General features: G+C 66.7%; 20 protein-coding genes. 5 read left to right on the top strand and 15 right to left on the bottom strand.

The window, feature by feature from the left end:
* The first annotated feature begins 212 nt into the window (after positions 1 to 212).
* Positions 213 to 1,226, top strand: a complete 1,014-nt coding sequence (locus tag CJ179_RS29735; protein WP_072941910.1) for an alcohol dehydrogenase catalytic domain-containing protein — start codon at positions 213 to 215, stop codon at positions 1,224 to 1,226.
* Positions 1,227 to 1,251: 25 nt separating this feature from the next.
* Here CJ179_RS29735 and CJ179_RS29730 read toward each other — a convergent pair whose 3' ends face one another.
* The 4 genes from CJ179_RS29730 to CJ179_RS29715 all read right to left on the bottom strand — a co-directional run bounded on the left by CJ179_RS29730 (position 1,252) and on the right by CJ179_RS29715 (position 3,810).
* On the bottom strand, positions 1,252 to 1,683 hold the full coding sequence (locus tag CJ179_RS29730) for a DUF5313 family protein (RefSeq protein WP_095863792.1): 432 nt from the start codon (positions 1,681 to 1,683) through the stop codon (positions 1,252 to 1,254).
* Positions 1,684 to 1,733: 50 nt separating this feature from the next.
* Positions 1,734 to 2,210, bottom strand: coding sequence for a MarR family winged helix-turn-helix transcriptional regulator (locus tag CJ179_RS29725; protein WP_072941543.1), 477 nt, complete (start codon positions 2,208 to 2,210; stop codon positions 1,734 to 1,736).
* A gap of 73 nt (positions 2,211 to 2,283) precedes the next feature.
* Positions 2,284 to 2,931 carry a hydrogen peroxide-dependent heme synthase gene (gene hemQ, locus CJ179_RS29720; RefSeq protein ID WP_072941912.1) on the bottom strand — a complete coding sequence of 216 codons (648 nt, stop codon included), beginning with the start codon at positions 2,929 to 2,931 and terminating at the stop codon, positions 2,284 to 2,286.
* A 51-nt stretch (positions 2,932 to 2,982) separates the two neighbouring features.
* Positions 2,983 to 3,810 carry a sulfurtransferase gene (locus tag CJ179_RS29715; protein WP_095863791.1) on the bottom strand — a complete coding sequence of 276 codons (828 nt, stop codon included), beginning with the start codon at positions 3,808 to 3,810 and terminating at the stop codon, positions 2,983 to 2,985.
* 107 nt (positions 3,811 to 3,917) lie between these two features.
* Between CJ179_RS29715 and CJ179_RS29710 the strand changes: the two genes are divergently transcribed.
* Together CJ179_RS29710 and CJ179_RS29705 are read left to right on the top strand one after the other, a co-directional pair.
* On the top strand, positions 3,918 to 5,600 hold the full coding sequence (locus CJ179_RS29710; RefSeq protein WP_095863790.1) for a nitrite/sulfite reductase: 1,683 nt from the start codon (positions 3,918 to 3,920) through the stop codon (positions 5,598 to 5,600).
* Positions 5,597 to 6,700, top strand: a complete 1,104-nt coding sequence (locus tag CJ179_RS29705; RefSeq protein WP_095863789.1) for an aminotransferase class I/II-fold pyridoxal phosphate-dependent enzyme — start codon at positions 5,597 to 5,599, stop codon at positions 6,698 to 6,700. The genes CJ179_RS29710 and CJ179_RS29705 overlap by 4 nt, the downstream gene beginning before the upstream one ends.
* An 8-nt stretch (positions 6,701 to 6,708) precedes the next feature.
* On the opposite strand, the gene CJ179_RS29700 is transcribed toward CJ179_RS29705, so the two are convergent.
* From CJ179_RS29700 to CJ179_RS29660, 9 genes are all read right to left on the bottom strand, one after another.
* Positions 6,709 to 7,386: a hypothetical protein gene (locus CJ179_RS29700; protein WP_095863788.1), complete on the bottom strand. Its 678-nt coding sequence runs from the start codon at positions 7,384 to 7,386 to the stop codon at positions 6,709 to 6,711.
* Positions 7,387 to 7,451: 65 nt separating this feature from the next.
* Positions 7,452 to 7,712, bottom strand: coding sequence for a hypothetical protein (locus tag CJ179_RS29695; protein WP_143548923.1), 261 nt, complete (start codon positions 7,710 to 7,712; stop codon positions 7,452 to 7,454).
* Entirely contained in the window at positions 7,709 to 8,038 is a 330-nt protein-coding gene (locus CJ179_RS29690) for an ANTAR domain-containing protein (protein WP_095863786.1), read from the bottom strand. The genes CJ179_RS29695 and CJ179_RS29690 overlap by 4 nt, the downstream gene beginning before the upstream one ends.
* Before the next feature lie 328 nt (positions 8,039 to 8,366).
* Positions 8,367 to 9,161, bottom strand: a complete 795-nt coding sequence (locus CJ179_RS29685; RefSeq protein WP_257015878.1) for a class I SAM-dependent methyltransferase — start codon at positions 9,159 to 9,161, stop codon at positions 8,367 to 8,369.
* 717 nt (positions 9,162 to 9,878) lie between these two features.
* Positions 9,879 to 12,422, bottom strand: a complete 2,544-nt coding sequence (locus CJ179_RS29680; protein WP_072941561.1) for an excinuclease ABC subunit UvrA — start codon at positions 12,420 to 12,422, stop codon at positions 9,879 to 9,881.
* Between the two features lie 88 nt (positions 12,423 to 12,510).
* Complete coding sequence (locus tag CJ179_RS29675; RefSeq protein ID WP_095863784.1) at positions 12,511 to 13,677, bottom strand: FAD-binding oxidoreductase; 1,167 nt, start codon at positions 13,675 to 13,677, stop codon at positions 12,511 to 12,513.
* Between the two features lie 48 nt (positions 13,678 to 13,725).
* Complete coding sequence (locus CJ179_RS29670) at positions 13,726 to 14,874, bottom strand: Glu/Leu/Phe/Val dehydrogenase (protein WP_095863783.1); 1,149 nt, start codon at positions 14,872 to 14,874, stop codon at positions 13,726 to 13,728.
* Between the two features lie 32 nt (positions 14,875 to 14,906).
* A complete protein-coding gene (locus CJ179_RS29665) occupies positions 14,907 to 16,463 on the bottom strand; it encodes an aldehyde dehydrogenase family protein (RefSeq protein ID WP_095863782.1) in 1,557 nt (518 codons plus the stop codon).
* On the bottom strand, positions 16,464 to 17,927 hold the full coding sequence (locus CJ179_RS29660) for a VOC family protein (RefSeq protein ID WP_095863781.1): 1,464 nt from the start codon (positions 17,925 to 17,927) through the stop codon (positions 16,464 to 16,466).
* 168 nt (positions 17,928 to 18,095) lie between these two features.
* Here CJ179_RS29660 and CJ179_RS29655 point away from each other — a divergent pair, with 168 nt between their 5' ends.
* Positions 18,096 to 19,013 carry a LysR family transcriptional regulator gene (locus CJ179_RS29655; RefSeq protein WP_095863780.1) on the top strand — a complete coding sequence of 306 codons (918 nt, stop codon included), beginning with the start codon at positions 18,096 to 18,098 and terminating at the stop codon, positions 19,011 to 19,013.
* Between the two features lie 19 nt (positions 19,014 to 19,032).
* Here CJ179_RS29655 and CJ179_RS29650 read toward each other — a convergent pair whose 3' ends face one another.
* A complete protein-coding gene (locus CJ179_RS29650; protein WP_095863779.1) occupies positions 19,033 to 20,163 on the bottom strand; it encodes a CdaR family transcriptional regulator in 1,131 nt (376 codons plus the stop codon).
* 271 nt (positions 20,164 to 20,434) lie between these two features.
* Between CJ179_RS29650 and CJ179_RS29645 the strand changes: the two genes are divergently transcribed.
* Positions 20,435 to 21,826 carry an amino acid permease gene (locus CJ179_RS29645; RefSeq protein ID WP_095863778.1) on the top strand — a complete coding sequence of 464 codons (1,392 nt, stop codon included), beginning with the start codon at positions 20,435 to 20,437 and terminating at the stop codon, positions 21,824 to 21,826.
* Between the two features lie 69 nt (positions 21,827 to 21,895).
* Here CJ179_RS29645 and CJ179_RS29640 read toward each other — a convergent pair whose 3' ends face one another.
* The gene (locus CJ179_RS29640) at positions 21,896 to 24,745 is read right to left on the bottom strand and encodes an FAD-binding and (Fe-S)-binding domain-containing protein (protein WP_095863777.1); all 2,850 of its coding nucleotides are present in this window, start codon (positions 24,743 to 24,745) and stop codon (positions 21,896 to 21,898) included.
* Positions 24,746 to 24,773: the final 28 nt, after the last annotated feature.

Below are 24,773 nucleotides of genomic sequence, written 5' to 3'. Positions count from 1 at the left end.
TGCCTCCTCGGGCAATCGAACAAAGTATGACGTGACAGTCATGTCAACTTCGTGAATTGTGACCCCCGGCACCCCCGGTGTCAATACCGGACATGCGCGAGCTCGGAAGAGGCGCCCCACAGCCTGCGTCAACCCTTGTCAGGAGTTCCGCCGAGGGTCTTGACTGGAACGTGGGTCTCGATCGCTCACGATGACAGACAGGAATGATGCAGATGCCAACCCATCAGGCAGTTCACGTCCAGGCCCCCGGCGAGCCGCTGACACTCGTCGACGTCGAAACGGAATCGCCACCGCGCGACCACGTTCGCATAGCCGTCTCCGCGTGCGGCGTGTGCGGCACCGACCACGCGTTCGTCAGCGGTGCGTTCCCCGAGATGTCGTGGCCGTTGACACTGGGACACGAAATCGCCGGAACCATAGCCGAACTCGGCGCCGGCGTCGACAACTACGCCGTCGGCGACCGCGTCGGGGTGGGCTGGTTCGGCGGGCACTGCAACCAGTGCATTCCGTGCCGCAAGGGCACCTTCATCTATTGCGAGAAATTGCAGGTGCCGAGCTGGCAGTACCCCGGCGGATACGCCGAATCCGTGACGGTTCCCGCCAACGCGCTCGCCCGGATTCCGAGCGAACTGTCCTTCACCGAGGCCGCACCCCTGGGCTGCGCCGGGGTCACCACGTTCGACGCGCTGCGGAAGACACGAGCAGTTCCGGGCGACCGCGTCGCCATCCTGGGCATCGGCGGGCTCGGCCACCTCGGGGTGCAGTTCGCCCGGGCGATGGGCTTCGAGACGATCGCCATCGCTCGTGGCGCCGACAAAGCCGACGACGCTCGCCAGCTGGGCGCCCATCACTACATCGACTCCACCGCCGGCGACGTCAGCGAAGCATTACGTGCACTCGGTGGCGTGTCGGTGGTTCTGGGTACCGCGGCGAATTCGAAGGCGATGGGTGCCGTGGTCGGCGGGCTGCTTCCGCTCGGTGAGCTCACCGTCGTCGGTGTCACGCCCGACCCACTGCCGATCAGTCCCCTGCAGCTGATCACTCCCGGCGTCAACGTCACCGGCCACCCCTCCGGCACCGCCCGCGACGTCGAGGAGACGATGCAATTCGCGGTCCTGTCCGGCGTGCGCGCCCGGATCGAGGAACGGCCTCTGAGCGAAGCCGCGGAGGCCTACGCCGCGATGGAGGAAGGGCGGGCACGCTATCGCATGGTCCTCACCATGTGACCGTTCTCGGGCTGATCGACCGGCTTCAGCGGAGTTCGTTGCCGCCCCGCCGCTCGACGCCCCAGGTGACGGAAGGTCCGTGAAGCTTCTCGTACGCCGCCTTTTCGGCGTCATGACGGGACGCCTTCTTCGGGTTCTCCAGATCGGGCGGCAGCCCGTGCCTCTCGAGGCGTCGAGATCGGTTCTGCGCCATATACGACACCGCATAGAACACGGCGAGTAGCACTCCGAGCAGGACCATGGAGGCTCGCAGCCCGAGCGGACCCGGGAACAGGAAGAACGCGGCGAAGACCGGAACGAACGGGACCATGCTGCGAACGAGGTGCCGGGGAACGGCCCAGTCACCGACCAGGTCGTTGCGGACCCAGTCCTGCATGGAGTCGGGAAGTGTGCGGCCCACCGCGTAGCCCAGCCACTGCAGGGGGCCGGGCCGGGTTCGTTGCGTCTTTCGCGACATGACAACAACCTGTTCATGTTGTGCTGGAATCGAATTCGACATGTTTTCCCTCATTGATCGAGCGCGCCCGCTCTGAGCGCAGCCTGATTGACGCGGGTGAGAACGTCGTGAAGTTCCTCGAGTTCGGCCAGGCTGACACCGAGCTTTTCGATCACGGCGGGCGGAATCTTCACTGCTTCCGCCCGCAGCGCAGCACCGGCTTCGGTCAGCTCGACATCCAATTGCCGCTCGTCGGCCCGGCTGCGGGTGCGCGTGATCAGTCCAGACGCCTCGAGGCGCTTGAGGAGCGGCGAGAGGGTGGGTGAATCGAGTTGCAGCGCGGTCCCGATCTCCTTGACCGCCATCGGGGCCTTTCCCCAGAGAGCGAGCATCACCAGATACTGCGGATGAGTCAGCCCCATCGGTTCGAGCAAGGGGCGGTAGACGGCGAGCACCGCCCGGTTCGCGATCGCGAGCGCGAAACACACCTGCCGGTCGAGAGCAAGTAGATCGTCGCCGGCCTCACTCTGCTGCACGTCTGCGGTCATGCGACCAGGCTACCAGATTAATTCGTGCAATAACTAATATTGCACGAATCAATCTGGAGGCGCTCGACGATCGTCAAGGCAGACGCGCAACGAGGGTATCGAGGCCGGTTCGCGGGCCGGAGAAAAAGGGCGTTTCCAGCCGAACGTGCCGGCGCGCGTCGGTGGCGCGAAGGTCTCGCATCATGTCGACTATCCGGCTCGGGTCCGGAGCCTCGAAGGCGAGGATCCACTCGTAGTCGCTCAATCCGAAGGAACTCACGGTGTTGGCACGCACATCCGGGTAGGCACGAGCCGCTCGGCCGTGCTCGGCGAGCTGCCGTCGCCGTTCGACGTCCGGCAGCAGATACCACTCGAGCGATCGGTTGAACGGGTACACGCACACGAACTGCCCCGGCTCCTCATCGGCCACGTATGCAGCGATATGGCTGCGATTGAATTCGGCCGGCCGGTGGAGCGCGGCCGCACTCCAGACCGTGGTACACGCTCGCCCGAGTCGGCAGCGCCGAAAGCCCGAGTAGGCCGCCTGCAATCCTTCGACGGTGTCGGCATGCGTCCAGATCATGAAGTCGGCGTCTGCACGCAGTCCTGCGACGTCGTAAATTCCGCGGAGCACGACACCGGACTCGGCGACTCCCTCGAAGTAGGCACGTGCATCCTCCACGACCTCGGCGCGCACACCGGGAAGCACGCCGGGGACCACCTGGAACACGGTGAACATCATGAACCGCACGCGTTGATTGAGTTCGACGAAGCGAGAGCCGATCAAGGCAGGTCACCTCTCGACCGGGACGCCGACCAACGAGCCGTACTCCACCCAGGAGCCGTCGTAGTTCCGGACCTCGGGGTAGCCGAGCAGTTCGTGGAGCACGAACCAACTGTGCGCGGATCGCTCGCCGATTCGGCAATAGACGATGATGTCCTTCGCCTCGTCGAGACCGGCATCGGCATACAGGGCGCGGAGTTCGCCCTCGCCGAGGAAGGTGCCGTCGTCAGCGGCAGCCTTGGACCACGGCACGTTGACAGCGGTCGGGACGTGCCCCGGAACCTGGGGTTGTTCCTGCGGGAACTGCGCCGGAGCGAGGATCTTGCCGGAGAATTCATCGGGCGACCGGACGTCGACGATGCTCTTCGTTCCTATCTGCTCGATCACCTCGTCGCGGTGCGCGCGGATACCCGACACGGGCTCGGACGCCACGTAGTCGGTAGCCGGTCGGGCGACAATATCGCTCGACAACGGCCGGCCGTCGAGCTCCCACTTCTTGCGTCCGCCGTCGAGCAGCCGGACGTCGCGGTGACCGTAGAGCTTGAAGTACCAGTACGCGTAGGCCGCGAACCAATTGTTGTTCCCGCCGTACAGGATCACCGTGTCGCCGTTGGCGATTCCCCGCTCGGACAGGAGATTCTCGAACGATCGCCGGTCGATGAAGTCGCGGCGTACGGGATCTTGAAGGTCGCGTTTCCAGTCGATGCGGACGGCACCGTCGATGTGGTTCTTCTCGTACTGGGTGGTGTCCTCGTCCACCTCGACGAGGACGACGTCGGGATCCTTCCCGTGTTCGACGACCCAGTCGGCGTCGACCAGGAAATTGCTTCTGCTCATGGTTCATCCTTCACTTCGCGAAAAATCGGGGCGTGCACATATTATTAATGCACGATCTATTCGCCTACGCTACAGTTTCGCCCACACAGTTTCGACAGGAGCACCGGATGACAACACCGACGACCCGTCCTGCCCGAACGAAGTCCCAGCGCCCAGAGGGGCAATGGGCACAGGGCGATCGCGAGCCACTCAACGTGAACGAGAAGGTCAAGCAGGATGACGACGGCCTCAACGTGCGCAAACGGATCGAAGAGGTGTACTGCCGCACCGGTGTCGCCGGCATCGACCCCACCGATCGGCGAAGCCGGTTCCGCTGGTGGGGGCTCTACACCCAGCGCGCACCCGGCATCGACGGCGGCCGAACCGCCACGTTGCCACCGGAAGAGCTCGAGGACGAGCACTTCATGCTCCGCATCCGCATCGATGGAGGAGCACTGACCACCGAACAGCTGCGCGTCGTCGGCGAAGTCTCCCGGCAGTTCGCCCGCGACACCGCGGACCTCACCGACCGCCAGAACATTCAGCTGCACTGGATCAGGGTCGAGGACCTACCCGACATCTGGCGGAGGCTCGAGGGGGTAGGCCTCACCACAGCCGAATCCGCCGGTGACACCCCGCGGGTGGTCCTCGGCTCGCCGATGGCAGGCATCGCCGTCGACGAGGTCCTCGACGCCACGCCCGCACTGCGCGAGATCACCCGCAGATTGATTGCGAACCCCGAATACTCCAACCTGCCGCGCAAGTTCAAGACCGCCATCTCCGGACTCCAGGACGTCGTCCACGAAATCAACGATGTCGCATTCATCGGCGTCGAACACCCGGAACACGGTCCAGGACTGGATGTCTGGGTAGGCGGCGGCCTGTCGACCAATCCTCGCATCGGCGAACGATTGGGCGCATGGGTTCCGCTCGAGGACGTGCCCGACGTGTGGATCGGCATCGTCTCCCTCTTCCGTGACCACGGTTATCGACGCCTGCGGGCGAAGGCGCGCCTGAAGTTTCTGGTCGCGGACTGGGGTGTCGAGAAGTTCCGCGACGTGCTCGAGAAGCAGTACCTCGGACACCCGATGATCGATGGTCCCGCGCCCGAGCCGCTCGACGAACCACGCGACCACGTCGGACTCCAGCGGCAGAAAAACGGTCTCAACGCCGTGGGAATCGCACCTGTCGTCGGCAGAGTCGGAGGCACCATGCTCATCGACCTGGCGAGCGTTGCCGAGTCCTCCGGATCCCGACGGGTCCGCATCACCCCGATGCAGAAGCTGGTCGTCCTCGACGTGCCCGACGAACAGATCGACCCACTCCAATCCAGTCTCCACAGTCTCGGATTCCCGTCGAGTCCGTCACCCTGGCGACGGAGCACCATGGCATGCACCGGCATCGAATTCTGCAAGTTCGGGATCGTCGAGACCAAGGCGCGGGCCGCCACCGTCATCTCCGAGATCGAGGACCGACTCGCCGACGTCCAGGATCGACTCGAGCACCCGATCACGTTGCACCTCAATGGGTGCCCCAACTCGTGCGCACGCATTCAGGTCGCCGACATCGGCCTCAAGGGCATGATCGTGACCAACGCCGACTCCGAACAGGTCGAGGGATTCCAGGTTCATCTCGGCGGCAGCCTCGGCCTGGACACGAGCTTCGGGCGCAAACTGCGCGGCCACAAACTACCCGCCACAGACGTGGCCGACTACGTCGAACGCATAGTTCGACGCTATCTGGCCGACCGTGCTCGCTCCGAGAAGTTCGCGAACTGGGTCCACCGCGCCACCGACGCCGACCTCACATGATCCGACACCGCCCCGGCATCCTCGAGATCGACAGCTACGTTCCCGGCGACTCCGGATCGTCCATGAGACCAGCAGCGCGGCTCGCTTCGAACGAGTCGCCCTTCCCGCCGGACGACAGGGTGGCGGCGGCGATCCGCGCGAGCATCACCCGGGCCAATCGGTACCCGGACTTCGACAGCAGGGAACTGACCGAGGCCCTCGCCAGTCGGTGGCACCTGTCCCCCGATCAGGTGAGCGTCGACAGCGGATCCAGCAGTCTCCTGCGCAACATCGTCACGGCATGCGCCGGCCCGGGAACTGAAATCGTCTACGGATGGCCTTCGTTCTCGAGCTACGAGCACACCACGCTGCTTGCGGGAGCGACACCGATTCGCGTCGCGCTCACGCCCGACCACCGCCTCGATCTCGCTCGCATCCTCGCCGCAATCAACGACCGCACTCGGGTGGTACTTCTATGCCTGCCGAACAACCCGACCGGCACCACTGTCGACCACACCGCGCTCGAGGCCTTCATGGAGGCGGTACCCGAAGACCTGCTGATCGTCCTCGACGAGTGCTATCGCGAGTTCGTCACCGATCCCGACGCTGCGAGCGGCCCCAGACTCCTCGGACGATTCCCGAACGTCGTCGTGCTCGCGTCGCTGTCGAAGTCCGCGGGATTGGCGGGACTGCGGATCGGTTATGCCCTGTCGTCCCCCGATGTCGGCTCCTTGCTGCGCGCCGTACGCATCCCCTTCTCCGTCTCCACGGTGGCTCAGGCGGCAGCCCTCGCGTGTCTCGAACCCGCGGTGACGGCTGCCCTCGAATCTCGCATCACTGCAACGGTGTCCGAGAGGAGGCGTGTATACGACACTCTGACAGGTGCGGGGATCGAGGTAGTCCCCAGCCAGGCGAACTTCCTGTTCCTTCCCCACCATCACGCCGCACCGGAGAAGGTACGACTCCTGGCGCAGCTCGGTGCACTTGTCCGGCTGGCGGGACCCCGGGAAATCAGAATCTCGATAGGCAACAGGAGGGAGAACGATCACCTACTCTCGTGCATCGACCCCCTGACCGTAGGGATACGGAAGTCGCCACCCTCCGAAGCCCACCTCACATGATCGGCTCGTCACGCCATCTCGGGGACGTGCAGATGAGCGATCGCCAATTCGAACTCCCCCACCTCGAGGAGCCGAGCGCCGGACTCGCACATTTCCGACGTTCCGACATTCTCGGCCACTTCACCGGTACCACCGCCCGCAGGCGGGGCCTTGTCGAAGGTCATCGACGACACCACACGACCGGCGGCCGGATCGACGAGCAGACTCGCGCTGCAGAATCCCTCGAGGTCGTGCATGGCGGGCAGCGAGGACATCTTGTACACGTCGATCACACGGTCCAGGTGCCCCGGCTCGACCTCGAGCCACGCGACCCGCACCCAGGCGCCTTGATGTGAGCGGTGGTCACGGTGCAGGGCCGCGATGTCCCACCGCGACACGGTCGCGGTGGCGTGGAAAACCTCGGCCATGCGGTCACGCAGCTGTCGAACAGGTGCTTCGCTCGCGCGCAGAGCCTCGTCGTCCGTCCAGGAGCTCGTGGCGATGCACCGGCCGGAGCCTCGATCGACCAGCAAGGACATTCCGGCGGACCCTGCGATGTCGGCGAGCGCGGGCATCACGGTGTCGCGCACGTGCTTGATCCCCTCGTCGATGAACGACGGGTGCGCATCAAAGGTGGAAGAGCGTGCATACACGATGGCATCCTTCTCCTCGGGCGGCGCCCCGCGGCGCCGACGGCCAATCCCCATCTCCCACACTCCTCCCCCTACGCGGGCGAGACAATGATCGACAGCGAAAGAAGAATCTCGGACGCCTACTCGTGCCGCGTGGAGGGCTCGCCCTCGGCGTATACGGAGGGCTCGCCCTCGGCGTACATGGAGGGTTCACCCTCGGCGAGCGCGGTCGCGTGGTCGATGACCACACGCTTCCACCACGAATCGAGCGGGCTCGGGTCCGGCCATACGACCGCGTCGGGGGTGAGCGACGACGTGGTTTCGCGCAGGTGGCCCGATTCCGTTCCGCTGATCTCGTCGGGATCGGCCTGAATGCCGCCCACCGCCCCCTGTTGCGTCAACTTGCCTGAGCGTGTCGGCGGGGAGGGAGCTGGGCGACCAACTGCTCCCACTCGTCGAATCGGGCGGTGTCGGTCCTGCGCGGCCGGGAGGAGGGGCCGGCTGCCAGCTCGACCAGGCTCCGGGCGGCGCCGAGGACGGTCAGGTGATGGCGTCGTGCGACGTCGAGAAGTTCGTCGAACGCCTGGGCGTCAGAGCAGCCGCGGCCTGCAATCAGAATGCCCTTCGCCGTGCCGAGCAGTTCTCGGCCATCGGGGCGCCTGCGCGGAACCAGGCGCGTCGGGCTGGGGACTGGAGTGAGGGATGGTTCGGTGCTGTCCTCGATCATTCCGCAGTACTCCTTCGCTCTCGTGCATCTGCCGCCGGTGTGCCGGCGATCCCGTCCGGACGCAAAATGTGAGTCACGTCACTGTCGATGCACGATCAGTTGTAGCGGACCGAGCCGCACCTGTCATCTAGACACATGTCCAGCTCCACGGCTGTTTGCCCTGGTGACGCGGCACGCGGCGCGATTCCCGGCTAACATCGCGATACCAACTTGTGACCTGTACCACACAGTAGCGTTATCGCGAGGCGAGACTGCACCGGCTTGGACACCATGTCGACCCACGATCACGACACGGTCACGCGACCGGGGACGGCGTTAACGGACGCCATCAGATAGTGGCCACCAACAGGTCCTCGCCGCTCGACGGCCGCAGGCCGTCGGTGCGGTCGGCGAAGTTGCGTTCGGCGAGCGAGGCCCCCGACACGTGCCGGGGGCTGTCGAAGCCGGAGTCGCGGGCCAGTGCCAGCATCTCCTGCGGGGTGTAGAAGCTGACGAACGGCGTTCCGGACGCCCGCGCGCCGTTCTCGGACACCTGGAGTCCGGCGCGATCGGCGACGTCGACGAGATCGGTGGGCAGCAGGAACGTCATCGCCAGCGTCGAACCGGGAGCGAGACCGGCGAGCTGGCGCAGGGTGGCGGCGGTGGCTCCTTTCGTGAGGTACATGGTGACGCCGGTGGAGACGACGACCGCGGGCCTGCCAGGATCGAAGCCCGCCGCGACAAGCCGCTCCGACCACGACTCGTTCGCCTCGAAATCCACCGGCACCATCCGAAGCCATTCCGGGACACCGAAACCCACGTCGGTCAGCCGTTGCCGCTTCCACGCCTGAGGGCTCGGCTGGTCGACCTCGAAGACCCGCATGCGGGCGGCGATCTCCGTCCTGCGCTGGGCAAACGTGTCCAGGCCCGCCCCCAGGACGACGTACTGGACGACGCCGCGGCCTGCCTGCTCGGCGACCAGATCCTCGATGAAGCGAGCACGGGCGACGATGGCCGCCCGAAACCCGCTGGTGCCGGTCGGATCCATGTCCGGGCGATCCCGCCAGCCCTCGTCCGGGGCCGCCAGCTGCAGGCCGATCTCGTCGACGAAAACGTGCGGCGGCGGGTCGACCAGCACGTGCATCGCCCGCCACAGGGCGACTCGAACCGCCGTGCTGTCCGGTGTCCCGGCCTGCTCGTCTGCCGTCGCCATGACGTTCTCACTCCTTCGCCGTCCGTTCTGATCCGGGGCGCACGGCCCGATCTCCGTCGTAAGGCCCAGAAACAGACAAACCTTCACCCGAAATGGCGTCCATCCCTCGAACCATTGTTCAGATCAAAATGGACGGTTGTCAAATTTCAATATGTGAGAAAATTCCGGTTTGGTGAAACGCCCCGAGATCGCGAACGCGATAAATGAAGTAAGCGGCGATCGACGATCCCGTGGATTTTCATCACCAACAGAGGAGTGAATTCTGATGGGTTCTGCAGGAATCGACTTCAACGTCGCATTCGAGGCGTTCCTGAAGTGGCTCAGCCTCACGTTCGGCGGCGGAATCGGACTCGGCTGACCAGCGGAGAGATCCGACACGCGATGGCCAGGCTCACCTGGGGCCAGCCTGGCCATCACTCTGATCTGTACGTATGAATACCTCGGCGGCGGAACACGCCGTCGAAGAACTCGGGCGGAATAATCCGAAATGCACCATTACTGCGCATCGGAAAATTCGACCGTGACGGTTAGCGACTTCGAGCGCGATCGCTGGGTATTCCGGCGCCACCAAAAGCTGTCTGTTCTTTTCATTTCTCCGCGAAAGGGGACCTCGCCCGTGGCGTGACGCTAGCGGGCCCTCCCCCGGACCTACACCGCCGACGGTGCGAAGTGCCGGCCGAGATATGCGGCGGTGGCGGAGTCGGCCGTCTCCGCGACAATCGCCGGCTGACCCGAGGCGATGATGCGGCCGCCGTTGTCTCCGCCGCCGGGCCCGAGATCGATCATCCAGTCCGCTGAGGCGATCACCGACATGTCGTGTTCGACCAGGACGACGCTGTTCTCCGCCGCGACGAGACGGCGCAGCACCACCATGAGTCGGTCCACATCGGCGGGGTGTAATCCGGTCGTGGGTTCGTCGAGCACGTAGAGCGTGTGCCCGGATCGGACGCGCTGCAGTTCGCTGGCCAGCTTGACGCGTTGCGCCTCCCCACCCGACAGCGTAGTGGCGGATTGGCCGAGCCGCAGATATCCGAGACCCACCTCTACCAGCATGTCGAGGCTCTTCTTGGCGGCCGGGACATGGTTCAGGAAGTCCCGGGCGTCGTCGACGGTCATCGCGAGGACGTCGGCGATCGATCGGCCGTCGACCAGGATCTCGAGAGTCTCGGAGTTGTAGCGTGCGCCGGCGCAGGCCGGGCACGGCGCGGAGGCCTCGGGGAGAAACAGCATGCCGATGGTGATCGCGCCGGCACCCTCGCACTCGTCGCATCGGCCACCGGTGACGTTGAACGAGAAACGGCCGGGACTGTATCCGCGTTCGCGGGCGGTGGGGTGTGCAGCGAAGAGTTTCCGGATCACGTCGAACAGTCCGGTGTAGGTCGCGAGATTCGAGCGCGGCGTCCGCCCGATCGGGGTCTGGTCCACACGCACCAGCCGGTCGATGTGTCCGAGCCCGTGGGACGACACCACGGTCGGTTCGGCGATGTCCCGGCCGTCGGCCAGGACAGCCGTGGAGTCGTCGGCGTCGTCGCCCACGGTGTCGGGGCCGGGTTCGTCGTCGACGCCGAGGTGCCGGCCGACGACGTCCGTGAGCACACGGCTGACGAGTGTGGATTTGCCGGAGCCGGACACGCCGGTGACCGCGGTGAGCACCCCGAGCGGGATCCGCACACTCAGATCCTGCAGATTGTGCATCGTGATGCCGGAGAGTTCGATCCACCTGCTCGGCTGTGCGGGCTCGGGGCAACTCTCCAGTGGTTCGAAAAGGTATCGGCGGGTGACGGATTCGGGAATCTTCGCGAGACCGTCCACCGTGCCGCTGTAGAGGACCCTCCCACCGTGCTCCCCGGCATCGGGGCCGACGTCGACGATCCAGTCCGCCGCCCGGACGACGTCGAGGTTGTGTTCGATGACGAAGACGGAGTTGCCTGCGGCGCGAAGCCGCCGCACGGCGGCGACCAGCGCCTCGGTGTCGGCGGGGTGCAGGCCCGCGGACGGCTCGTCCAGGACGTACAGCACGCCGAACAGGCCCGACTGCAGCTGGGTGGCCAGCCGAAGGCGCTGAAGCTCTCCTGGCGACAGGGTGGTGGTCGATCGGCCGAGACTCAGGTATCCCAGCCCGAGCTCGGACAACCCTCGGAGGCGTCCGAGTAGGTTGTCCACCAACGCCTCCGATGCTCGAACGGTGGCGTCGTCTGCGGAGGCATCGTGTGAGGCGACCGCGGTTTCGAGAACCGTGGCCAGCTCGGCCAGTGGCAGTTCGGTCGCGTCGGCGATGTCGAGGCCGGCGAACCGCACCGCCAGTGCCTCGGGTCGCAGCCGCTTGCCGTCGCATGCGCCGCAGGGGCGGGAGACCAGATATCGCGACACCTTCGCCCGCTGGGTTGCGCTCTTCGTCGTCGCGAAGGTGTGCAGGACGTAGGTGCGGGCGCTCGAGAACGTTCCCTGGTAGTCGCGCACCATCTTGCCCGGGTCGCGGATCGGTGACACCGTGACGGTGGGCTGCTCATCGGTGGTGAGGATCCACTCACGTTGATCTGCAGGGAGTTCCGACCATGGGCGGTCCACATCGATGCCGAGGGTGTCGAGGATGTCGCGGTAGTTCTTCCCCAGCCAGGCGCCGGGCCAGGCGGCGACGGCGCCGTCGCGGATACTGCGGTTCGGGTCCGGCACCAGGGCGTCGACGTCGACGTCGTGGGTGCGTCCGAGTCCGTGGCAGGTCGGGCATCCTCCTTCCGGTGTGTTGGGCGAGAAGGCGTTCGAGTCGAGGATGGGGGCGTCCGGCGGGTAGGTGCCGGCCCGGGAGAACAGCATGCGCAGCACGTTGGAGATGTGGGTGAGGGTGCCGACCGACGATCTGGCGGAGGTGTGACCGCGGGCCTGCTGCAACGCGACCGCGGGTGGAAGCCCCGTGATGTCCCCCACCCTGGGTGCTCCGACCTGATCCATCAATCGGCGCGCGTACGGGGTGACGGACTCGAGAAAGCGTCGTTGCGCTTCGGCGTAGATGGTACCGAAGGCCAACGACGACTTGCCCGATCCCGACACCCCCGTGAACGCGACGATGCAGTCCCGGGGAATGAACACATCGACGTGGGCGAGGTTGTGTTCGCTGGCATCGACCACTTCGATGCCGGCGAATTCCCGGGCGGGTGGTAGTGCGGCCGGCGGTCCGGGATCGAAGGTCGGCACAACTGCTCCAGGTGTCGGTTCGTGCTCGGACAGGTCGGGCCCCAGTCTTCCTCGAGGGATGGAACCGCAGTCCCGGTGGTGCGTCCGGTCAGACGATGTTCGTCTCGCCTGCGCCGATGCCGGTCTTCGCGAAGCGGCGCAGAGCAAACGAACTGATGTCGTAACCGGGCTCCCTGCTGTGGTAGAGGTCGCGCACGATCTCACCGGTCGCCGGTCCCATCAGGAAGCCGTGGCCGGAGTAACCGGTGGCGATGAGCAGGCCTTCCACCTCGGTGGATCGGTCGATGATCTGGTTGCGGTCGGGAGTGACCTCGTAGAGTCCGGCCCAGCCGGTGCTGATGCCGTAGTCCAGAACGGCAGGCACCCGGGTCTCGGCGATCGCGCCGAGACCCATCAACCAGTCCTCGAGTTCGAACCTGAGGTTGAATCCCTCGGGCTCGTTCGGGTCGGACCAGCCGAGCAACAGGCCCTTGCCTTCGGGATGGAAGTAGAAGTTCGAGGGAAAGTCGATGGTCAGCGACGGCGAGAACTCGGGCAACTCGGACAGCGGCTCGGTGAACGCGATCTGACGGCGGACGGGGACTACGGGGATGTTCACCCCGACCATGGTGCCGATCTCCGCCGACCACGCCCCGGCGGCGCAGACCACGGTGCTCGTCGTGATACGTCCGTGTTCGGTGACGACGGCGGTGATGGTGCCGCCCGTGCTCTCGATGTCGGTGACCGCGCAGTGCCGGATGATGCGGGCGCCGCGGCGACGGGCGGCCGCGGCGTACCCCATCACCACCGATTCCGGTGTCGCCTTGCCGTCCTGGGGGGACCAGGAGGCAGCGAGGAGTCCGTCGGTACTGATGAGCGGCGAGATCTTCTTCGCCTCGTCGGGAGTGATCATCCGGCTCGGAACACCGTGCCGGTTCTGCAGCGCCACGCTTTCGGTGAAGATGTCGACGTTGGTCTGGTCCGAGAGAAGGTAGAGGTAGCCGTCGCGGCTGAAGTCGATCTCCTGACCGTAGTCCTGGGCGAACCGCGAATACACCTCGAGGCCGCGCAGACCGATCGCGATGTTGGCCTCGTTGCTGAACGACGCACGGACGCCGCCTGCGGCCTTACAGGTCGAGCCGCAGGCCAACTCGTCCTTTTCCAGGAGGACGACATCGGAGACCCCGGATTCGGCGAGGTGGAACGCGATACTGGCGCCGATGACGCCACCGCCGATCACGACGACGGACGCCTGCTCGGGGAGTTCCTTGCTCATGTCGCTTCTTCTTTCCTGAAGAGTGATTATGTTATGCCGAACCGTCTTCTAGAACGCTGCGTTCCGCGGAGCCCGTCCACGCAACACCATGGCTTCGCGCACGCGGTCCTGGGCGATGCTGCGCGCCACCTCGTGGGTGGTACGACCCTGAGCCTTCGACGCATCGAGGGTGTCGATGGTGCTGGCGCGCAGCTTGTTCGAGATGTTGGCGAACACCGCGGCGGGTTCCGGACGGATACCGGAGTAGCGCGCGTCCATGGCCACCGCTGCGGCCACCACGCCGCCGGCGTTGGCGATGAAGTCCGGGACGACGGTCACGCCGCGGCCGTGCAGCACCGACTGCGCCTCGGGGCTGCTCGGCAGGTTCGCGCCTTCGACGACGATCCTGGCGGGCAACGTCCGGGCGAGATCGGCGTCGATGACGTCCTGCAATGCTGCCGGGATCAGGACGTCCGCCGTCACCGAGAGTTCTTCCCCGGCGGCGAGCGGCTTGGCGTCGGAGTACTCGTCGACCAGTCCGTCACCGTATCGTTCGCGCAGGTCGAGCAGGGTGGCGACGTCGAGGCCGTCCGGGTTGTGGATGCCACCTCGCGACGTCGAGACGGCGACGACGGTCGCGCCCAGTTCGGCAAGGCGTTTCGCGCTCGCCGCGCCGACCGCCCCGAAGCCCTGGATGGACACGCTCAGCGAACCGGTGGACAGGCCGATCGCCTGCGCGGCGGCGTCGGCCGACTCCGCGACTCCGTGGCCGGTGACGCCGAGTTGGTCGTACGGGAGTCCGCCGAGCGCGTGTGGGGTGCCGACGGCGCCGCCCCGGCCACCGACCTCGTCGAGCATGATCGCGGCGTCCTTCTCGGTCAGTCCGACGTCGAGCCCGAAGACGTAGTCCTCGGGGACCTCGTTGCGCAGGGCCCGCACGAACGCCCGCAGGACCGCTTCCTTCGACTCGGCGTTCGGGTCGGCCCAGATCCCAGCCTTGGCGCCGCCGTAGAAGAGGTCGACCCCGGCCCATTTCCAGGTCATGTTCCGGGCCAGCCGGGCGACCTCGCCGACACTGACGGTCGTGGACATGCGGGTGCCGCCCTTGCCCATTCCGCGGGCGGTGTTGTCGATGACCAGAACGCCGCGCATGCCGGTGCGTGCGTCGGAGACACACACGACCTTCTCCGGGCCCCATTCGTCGATCAATTCGAACATCGTCGTTGCTCCTCGTGCGATTCGAAGGGGTTTCAGGCGAAGTTGACGCCCTGAGCCAGGGGCAGCTCACGGGAGTAGTTGACGGTGTTCGTGGCGCGGCGCATGTAGGCGCGCCAGGCGTCGGAGCCGGATTCGCGGCCGCCGCCGGTGGTCTTCTCCCCGCCGAACGCGCCGCCGATCTCGGCGCCGGACGTGCCGATGTTGACGTTGACGATGCCGCAGTCCGAACCGTCGGCGGCGATGAATCGCTCGGCCTCACGCTGGTCGGTGGTGAAGATCGACGACGACAGACCCTGCGGGACGTCGTTGTGCAGGGCGATTGCCTCCTCGAACGTGTCGTAGGTCAGCACGTAGAGGATCGGTGCGAAGGTTTCGTCCTTGACGATCTCGCTCTGGGTCGGCATCCGCACGATCGCGGGCTCGACGTAGTACGAATTGTCGTTGCTCGGCCGGCGCTGACCACCGGCGAGGATCTGCCCGCCCTGCGCGACGGCTTGGTCGAGGGCTTCGGTCATGTTGGCGTGGGACTTGCCGTCGATCAGCGGGCCCACCAGGGTGCCGTCGGCGAACGGGTCGCCGATCGGGAGGCGCCGGTAGACCTCGGTGATGCGGTCGAGGAGTTCGTCGGCGATGTCCCGGTGAACGATGATGCGGCGCATGGTGGTGCAGCGCTGACCTGCGGTGCCGGCGGCGGCGAAGACGATGCCGCGGGTGGCGAGGTCGAGGTCCGCGGACGGGGTGACGATCGCGGCGTTGTTTCCGCCGAGTTCGAGGATCGCCCGGCCGAAGCGGGCGGCGACGCGCGGGGCGATCTGCTCCCCCATTCGCTCGGAACCGGTGGCGGAGATCAGCGGCACCTTCGGGCTGTCGATCAGGGCCTGCGTGTCGGCCGCACTCGCCGAGACGAGGACGTTCAGGTTGGCCGGTGCGCCCGATTCCGCTGCGGCGCGGTCGAACAGCGCCGAGCATGCGGCGGCGGTCAGGGTGGTCAGCTGTGCCGGCTTCCAGATCACCGCATCACCGCAGACGATGGCCAGGGCGAGGTTCCAGGACCACACCGCGGCCGGGAAGTTGAACGCGGAGACGACACCGACGACACCGAGCGGGTGCCAGGTCTCCATCAGGCGGTGGCCGGGGCGCTCCGAGGGCATGGTGCGGCCGTCGAGCTGGCGGGACAGACCGACCGCGAAGTCACAGATGTCGATCATTTCCTGGACCTCGCCGAGGGCCTCCGAGCGGATCTTGCCGACCTCGATGCTGATCAGGTTGGCGACGTCTTCCTTGTGCGCGGTGAGCAGTTCGCCGAGGCGCTTGATCAGGAATCCGCGGACCGGGCCGGGAACGGTACGCCACTGCAGGAACGCGTCGTGGGCGGCGTCGATCGCGGCCTCGACGTCGGCGGCGCCTGCAGCCGGGTAGTCGAACAGGCTCTCCCCGGTGACCGGGGTGCGGGCGGTGATGGTGTTCTTCACCCCGGCGGTGTCGAGGACCGCCGGGTCGACCCCACATCGTTGCAGGCTGGTGCGTGCGAGGGTGCGCAGTTCGTCGGTGGTGGGCAGGGTGATGGCGTCGGCGACAGCGGTGCTCATTTACTTGACTCCCTGGGTAGCGATGGGTGAGGTAGCGATGGGTGCAGGTACTTCGATGGGTCCGCGGATGTGCAGTTCGGTGGCCACACGATCGAGGGATGCGCGGCGGATCCCGTCATAGAGCGCGTACGGGTCGTGCAGGGGACGGCCCAGAACTCCCTCCATCCAGGCGGCGTCGACAGCGGCTGTCGACTGGGTGGTGTCCTTGCGACCGTCCGACGTCAGGTTCGACTGGAAGATCCCCGCAGCGGACTTCGGCAGGAAGTCCTCGTAGACGATCGGCTCGGGGCGGACCCAGCCCTGGTCGATCAGATCGGGCAGCGACCTGGATGGCGCGTGCCCGTTGGGCTGCTTGCCGGTGTTCACGGTGTAGGTGAAGTAGGCGAGGTCGTGCAGGGCCAATCCCTGCTCGGTGGCAGGCATCTGCTGATTCCACAGCTCCGCGGCGATCTGATTGCGTACCTCGGCCGACACCGGCGCGGCGGCGGCCGCCTCCCGGACCGCCTGCTCGGTCTCGACCGTCAACCGGTCGTAGACCTCCCGTCCGCGGACGGTGGCGGCGATGCCGCGGGCTTCGACCTCACCGAAACGCACTCGCAGCGAACCCTTCTCGACGCTGCCGTCGGCCTCGCGGAACACCCGCGGTTCGGCGAGGGCCCGGAACGAGGTCTGACGCAGCAGCAGATCCGGGCCGGCCCACCGGGGCGGTCCCTGGATCGTGTCGATCATGTCGATGCTGCGACGCTCCATGCGGGCGTAGAGATCGTCGATGTCCAGTACACGCGGGGTCAGGTGGTTGATGTGGGTGCTGGTGACGCCGCCGATGTCGGCGGCCACCGAGGACACCTGCTCGAGTTCGTGGTACCAGGCGCGGTCGACGGCCTCGGTGGAAAGCTTGAACGCCGCCGTCGCGAGAGTCAGGAACATCTCGGCGTCGCCGGAAGTCAGCCCCCGGTACTCGCTCGCCCGGTCGGCGAGGACCAGCAGTTCGGTGGTGAACAACGTGCGCCTGGCGAGGAAACTCTCGAGGCGCCGCTGCAGATCTGCGCTGAAGAAGCGGCGGTCCGCGGGAACGAGCATGGACGTGAACACCCGGAAGGGGTTGCGCGCCAGTTCCTCCGGGTCCGTGGGCCGGAAGGCGGTCGAGACGACCGGGACGGAACTGGCAGCCGCCTCGCGCAGGTCGTACAACCCGACCGGGTGCATGCCCATGGCCGAAAACACGCGTGCCACCTGCGCCATCTCCTGTGGGGTGCCCACGCGGATGGCTCCGTGGCGTTCGGCGGTGACGCGAGCGATCGAGCCCAGCCGTTCGGCGGCGGAGCCGGGGCGCGACAGCACGGCGTCGTTGACGGCCTGCGACACCTCGAGCAACGTGGTGTAGGCGGGAACTTCCTTCCCGTACATGTGCGAGAGGCGGCGAGCGAACTCGGCGCGAAGTTCCCACTGCGGGGTGATCGGCATGCGTGCAGCTCCAGGGTCGATGGGCTCGGGTGAGAGCGAAGTCGTGGTGTGCCGGAGGTTTTCGAACAGTGCGCCGGTTCGACGATTCGTTCCCGCTCGTTCATCGTGGTCTGCCGGATCGAATAGCACCAGCGAAGAAAACTAGCCGCAACCGTTTAGGATCCCTATATGAATATGAGTCTGGCCCACCTCGTCACGCTCCGGGAGCTGGCCCGGCGCGGAACGATGGTCGCGGTCGCCGAAGAACTCGGCTACACCGCCGGCGCCGTATCGCAGCAGATCGCAGCGTTGGAGAAGGCCGTCGGCTCGCAACTCGTCACCAAGATGGGACGCAACGTCGTCCTCACCGATTCCGGCGTCGTCCTGGCCGAACACGCCGTGAAGATCCTGGGCGCGGAACAGACCGCCCTCGACGCGCTTCGCGCGGTCCACGACGACGTGGCCGCGCCCCTTCTGCTCGGCACCTTCGGCAGCACCGCCGCCGCGCTACTGCCGCCGGTCGTGGCCGCCGCGCAGCGCGAGTACCCGCTCCTCACCCTCAGCAGCCGGGAACTCGACGTCGACGAGGCCGCCCTGGCGGTCCAACGCGGACAGGTCGACGTCGCCTTCGGGCTGGACTATCCCAATTCGCCGATGCCCCGCACTCCGGATATCGAGATGATAACCCTGCGCAGCGAGCGATTCGGGCTCGCCGTCTCCTCGGGGGCCTACGGCATCCGCACCGAGTGCACGATCGATCTGCGCGAGGCCGCGGAGTGGAATTGGATTCTGCCGCCCGCGGAAACCCAGTTCGGTCGCGCCATCCGAATCGCGTGCCGGCAGGAAGGTTTCGAGCCGATCGCACGACATGAAATCGTCGACACCGCCGTCTCCTTGGCGCTGGCCGCGAAGGGGCTGGGCGCGGCTCCGGTCACGGACATGATGATCAGGCTCAACAGCTCGGTACCGATCATCCGGGTCGACCTCACCCAGGAGATCGGCAGGCGGATCGTGCTCCTGCGCCTCGCCGGCTCGGAGACCCGGCCCACCGTGCGCGCCGTCACCGAGATCGTGCGTGCCGTGGTGAACACGGCCGAGACGCGGTGAGGACTCCTCCGAGAGGAAGTCAGTTCTCCTGTCCGATGGAGGTGTCCCGTACACCCTGGTGCTCGAAGATGAAGCGTCCCAGCGTGAGACCGACGTGTAACTCGAGTCGCTGCGCGCCCACCGACAGGTCGAGGCCGGAGACCTCCTCGATCTTCGCGAGCCGGTAGTACAGGGTCTGACGGTGGATGCCGAGGATCGCGGCGGTGGCGGCGGTATCGCCCGCCCGGTCGAGATACGTCCGGGCGGTGGCGAGCAGGTCGACGTTGCGGTGGTCGAGCAGGGCCCGCACCGACGGCGTGAGTACTGCATCGGCGAGGGCGCCGGTGGGCCCGCACGACGCCAGCCGGTAGATGCCGAGTTCTTCCCAGTAGGCGATCGGTCCCGTCGACTCGTCGTGCCGGGCGACCCGGACACCCAGCTTGGCTTGCTGCCAACTCCGCCGGGCCGAACGCAGTCCCCGATACGAACCTCCCACTCCGACCAGAGCACCGGCACCCGCACCGCTTTCGGCAACGGACCGGACAGGGTCGACGGCGCCGTCCGCCGCGGGCACCATGACGGCGGTCAGCGATCCGATCGGCGCCAGCAGACTGCGCGTGCCGGGGGCGGGCAGGAGCCCGTCGACGGCCAGCACGGTCAACGCGCCACCGTCCGGAAAGAGCCCGGAGTCTTCGATGCGAGTAATCGCACGGGCGAAAGCCTTTCGGTCGCCTTCGAGGAGGTCTGCGACGGCGACCGCCATATCGTCACGACCCCGGGCGGTGTGTGCGAGTTGCGCGCCGGCCTGGCCGGCCAGGGACATTGCGGCGGTGAGATCGCCGTCGGACACGGCGCTGTTCTCATTCGGCAGGACGAACAGATATCCGTACGCCGCGCCTGCATAGCGAGCCGGAAGACAGATCCGCGACGACGCTTCAATATCCGGATTCTCTGGCGTGATCACCGGGCGTGCGGTATCGGCAATCCCGAAGCTTTCGTACCACGCGCGCGCTTCCGGCGGGCAGCTCCGGGTGAGGATCGACTGCACCCGATCCCTGTCGACACCCGGCGACTGGGTGCTGTAAGCCATCAGCGAGAACGCCCGGTCGACCAGAACGACTGATGCCGACAGTCGTTCGGCCACCTCGGTGACCACTTCGTCGAGAGTCACTTCATCATCTCCGTGAACAGCGTGTTTCGTGGGCGATACGTACGGCGATCATTCCGCGTCGGCCATACAAGTGTCTGACTGACGGGGCGAAAAGTTCTGACACTTGTCCCTAGCATGCTACGTGTTGCGCCGTTACGTTGGTCACACACGAACGGAAGTTCGCCACCTCGCCAGGCCCCGCCCTCGGCACTTCCTCTGTCAGAGCGTCCCACCACCGCGGAACGGATCGCGCCTGACGCCCTCGTGTCCGACTCGACCTTTGGAGCGTGTGATGTCCACTCTCGAACAACCGCCCGAGACGTTGCAGAAGTCTCTGAAACAACGGCACCTCACCATGATCGCGATCGGAGGTGTCATCGGCGCCGGCCTCTTCGTCGGTTCGAGCGCCCTGCTGCACACCTCCGGCCCTGCGGCATTCGTGTCCTACGCCATCACCGGTGTCGTCATCGTCCTCGTGATGCGCATGCTCGGCGAAATGGCCACCACCAACCCGTCGACCGGATCGTTCGCCGGATATGCCCGCAAGGCCTTCGGGGGGTGGGCCGGCTTCACCACCGGCTGGCTGTACTGGTTCTTCTGGGTCGTCGCGGTCGGCGCCGAAGCCGTCATCGGCGGCAAACTGCTGCAACGCTGGATCGACCTGCCCTCCTGGACGATGGCCACCGTCCTGCTGTTGGCCATGGTCGCCACGAACATCCGCTCCGTCCGCAACTTCGGCGAGTTCGAATACTGGTTCGCTGGGATCAAGGTCGCCGCGATCCTGCTGTTCCTCGCCCTCGGTGCCGCCTACGTCTTCGGCCTGTGGCCGAGCCATTCCGCCGACTTCTCCAACCTCACCGATCACGACGGCTTCACCCCCAACGGCTGGACCGTCATCCTCTCCGGCGTCGTCGTCGCCGTCTTCTCCATGGTCGGACCCGAAATCGCCACCATCGCCGCCGCCGAATCCGCCGAGCCGGAGAAGGCCGTCGCCAAGGCCACAAACTCCGTGATCGCCCGCATCGGGTTCTTCTACATCGGCTCCGTGCTGCTCCTCGCCATCATCGTCCCCTGGACCGACGTCAAGGTCGGCCAGTCGCCGTTCGTCGACGCCCTCACCCACATGGGCATCCCCGGCGGACCCGACATCATGAACGCTGTGGTGCTCGTCGCCGTACTCTCCTGCCTGAACTCCGGCCTCTACACCTCCTCGCGGATGCTCTTCACTCTCGCGCACAAAGGCGATGCTCCACAGAGGATCGCAAAGCTGGACAAGCACGGCGTCCCCCGCAACTCGCTGCTCCTTGCAACCCTCGTCGGCTTCGCCTGCATCGGCCTCGACTACCTCTCCCCCGAAACCGTGTTCGCCTTCCTGCTCAACGCCTCCGGCGCCACCATCCTGATGGTCTACCTCATGATCGCGATGTCGCAGATCAAACTGCGCGGCCTGATGACCCGCGACGAAGTCGCCCAACTCCGCCTGAAGATGTGGCTGTTCCCCTACCTGTCCATCCTCGCCGCCGGCAGCATCCTCGCCGTGCTGGTGTCGATGTTCTACGTCGAATCGTCGCGCTCGCAGATCTCCCTGAGCGTCGGGGCCCTTGTCGCGACTCTGATCGCCTACCGACTCCGCCGACGCCTCAACCCACCCGTCACCACTCACCCCGCACCCGTCACGAACTAGCGCTCGGGGCGGCGGCAGGCGAGACACACCGTCTCCTGCCGCCGCCCCTTGTCGTACGCGCATCCGAGGTCAGTCCCGTCTGCGCGCACGGTCCGCGTCGAGCTGCGCGGCGAGCAGCTGCGCCAGGTGGTCGCCGCGGCGATCGGTCAGATCAGCGAGCTGGGTTCGGCAGGAGTATCCGTCCGCGAGGATGGTGGTGTCGGCATCGGCTCCGGCCACGGCGGGGAGAAGCTGCTGTTCTGCGACGGCCACCGACACCTCATAGTGCCCCTTCTCGACGCCGAAGTTCCCGGCCAGGCCGCAGCATCCACCCAACCGCTGCACCTGCGCACCGGCCTTCTCGAGGAGCTGCGCGTCCGGACTCCACCCCATCACCGAATGGTGGTGGCAGTGCGGCTGCGCGACAATGGATTTGCCTTCGAGTGACGGCGGTTCCCACCCTCGGTCCGTCAACAGTTCCGCCAGGGTGCGGGTGGCCTCGGCGACCGGGTCAGCGGTCGCCCTGCCCAGCAGTTCCGCGGCGTCTGAACGCAGGACCCCGGTGCAGGACGGCTCCATTCCGACGATCGGGATTCCGGCCGCGGCGCTGCCGGACAGTGCGTCGACGGTGCGTCCGAGGATCTTCTTCGCCGCGGTGAGTTGACCGGTCGAGATCCAGGTCAGTCCGCAGCACTGCTGCGTGTCGGTCAACTGCGGTCGGTAACCGGCGGCCTCGAGCACCCGCACGGTGGCGTGCCCGACCTCGGGGGTGAAGTAGTTGGTGAACGAGTCCACGAACAGCAGCACCGGGTCACCGGTGGTGGCACGGTCGTTCTCGGTGGCCTTGAACCAGGATCGGAACGTCTGCTTCGCGAACGGGGGGATGGTGCGGCGCCTGTCCACTCCGGCCGACGACAACGCCAGCGGTCCGATGCCGGGAACGCGCATCATGGCGTTGACCGGACCGGGGGCACGGCTGGCGATCTTCGCCCAGCGCGGAAGCCACCCCAGCGAGTAGTGGGAGGCAGGGCGGATGCGACCCTTGTAGCTCTGGTGCAGCACTTCGGATTTGAACGCGGCCATGTCGACCCCGGTCGGGCAGTCCGAGGAACATCCCTTGCAGGACAGGCACAGGTCGAGGGCGTCGTGGACCTCCGGCGAACGCCAGCCTCCGTCGACGGCGGTGCCGTTGATCATTTCCTGCAGGACGCGCGCGCGGCCGCGGGTGGAGTCCTTCTCCTCCCGTGTCGCCTGATACGACGGGCACATCACACCCCCGGTGGCGGTGTTGTCGGCCCGGCACTTTCCGACGCCGGTGCAGCGGTGCACGGCCTGGGTGAAGTCGCCGTCGTCGTTGTGATAGGCCATCGCGAGTTGGCGGCGCACGAGCGGGGCGGCGGGGATGCGCAGGTCCGCATCGACCGGGCGGGGGTCGACGACGACACCCGGGTTGAGGATGTTGTCCGGGTCGAAAACGTGCTTGACGGCGGCGAAGAGTGTCATCGCGTCCGGTGAGTACATCAGCGGGAGGAGTTCGCTGCGGGCGCGGCCGTCACCGTGCTCACCCGACAGCGAACCGCCGTAGCCGGCGACCAGTGTGCTTGCCGCCACCAGGAACTCCCGGAAGATGCCGCTGCCGCCGGGCTCGTCGAGCGGCCAGTCGATGCGCACGTGCAGGCAACCGTCGCCGAAATGCCCGTACGGCAGGCCGGTGACGTTGTATTCGTCCATCAGCGCATCGAAATCGCGGAGGTAGTTGCCCAGCATCGCTGGTGGCACTGCCGCGTCCTCCCACCCCGCGTGCGCGGGCAGTCCGGCGGGGCTGCGCCCGGCGAGCCCGGCCCCGTCGGCCCGGATCCGCCACAACTCGGCCGTGCGGGCGGCGTCGGTGACGACGAGGCTGTCGACGGCTCCGCAGTCGCGTCCGACCTGCTGGGCCCGGGCGATCGTCTCGTCGAGGTCTTCGCCGACCACCTCGACGAACAGCCAGGCCGCCCCCGTCGGCAGTGGCGGCACCGCGCCCGGGCCGCGGCGTTCACGGACGACGTCGACGATCCGGGAATCGATCCCCTCGCAGGCCGTCGGATCGAACTTCAGCACCAACGGGGTCGCGTCCCCCGCCGACGCGATGTCGGCGTATCCCAGAACGACCAGAACGCGGTGGGCGGGATCGGACACCAGCCGAACCGTGGCCCGGGTCGCCACCGTGAGCGTGCCCTCGGTACCGACCAGCATGCGGGTCACGTCGAACCGGTTCTCCGGCAGGAGATGTTCGAGGGCGTAGCCGGACACCTGGCGGCCGAACTGGCCGAGTTCGGTGCGGATGGTCGCCAGGCCGCCGCGGGTGACCTGCTGCAATGCACTCAGCGCCGGGGATGCAGTCAGCTCGCCCGCCGCGCCCAGTTGCAGCGACTCCCCGGTTCCGGCGAGTACGTGGAGGCCCGTCACGTTGTCCGAGGTCCGGCCGTATCCGAGGGTGCGGGACCCGCACGCGTTGTTGCCGATCATGCCGCCGATCGTGCAGCGGGTGGAGGTCGACGGATCGGGCCCGAATCGCAGGCCGTGCGGTGCCACGGCCTGCTGCAGCACCATCTGGATCGTGCCCGGCTCCACTGTCGCAGTCTGTGCGTCCGTGTCGATCGAGAGCACCCGGTTCATGTGCCGGCTGAAGTCCAGGATCAGTCCCGTCCCGACCGCGTTGCCGGCGACGGACGTGCCACCGCCGCGCGAAGTCAGGGGCACGCCCTCCCGGCGGCACACCGCGAGGGCCGCCGCGACCTCGTCGGCGTGTCGCGGCCGCGCGACGACCAGCGGTCGCACCCGGTACAGGGACGCGTCGGACGAATAGGCGGCGCGGGTCGTGCCGTCGGAGAGAACATCGCTCACTCCAGAACTGCGCAGCTCAGCGGCCAGTGATTCAGCGGTGATCATTCGTAGCATGCTACATGCTCCTAGCATGCTACGAACA

The organism is Rhodococcus sp. ACS1, assembly GCF_002300155.1.
Classification (GTDB): domain Bacteria; phylum Actinomycetota; class Actinomycetes; order Mycobacteriales; family Mycobacteriaceae; genus Rhodococcus_F; species Rhodococcus_F koreensis.
The sequence above is the reverse complement of the archived record's forward strand: the minus strand, read 5'-3'. Positions and strand labels throughout refer to the sequence as shown.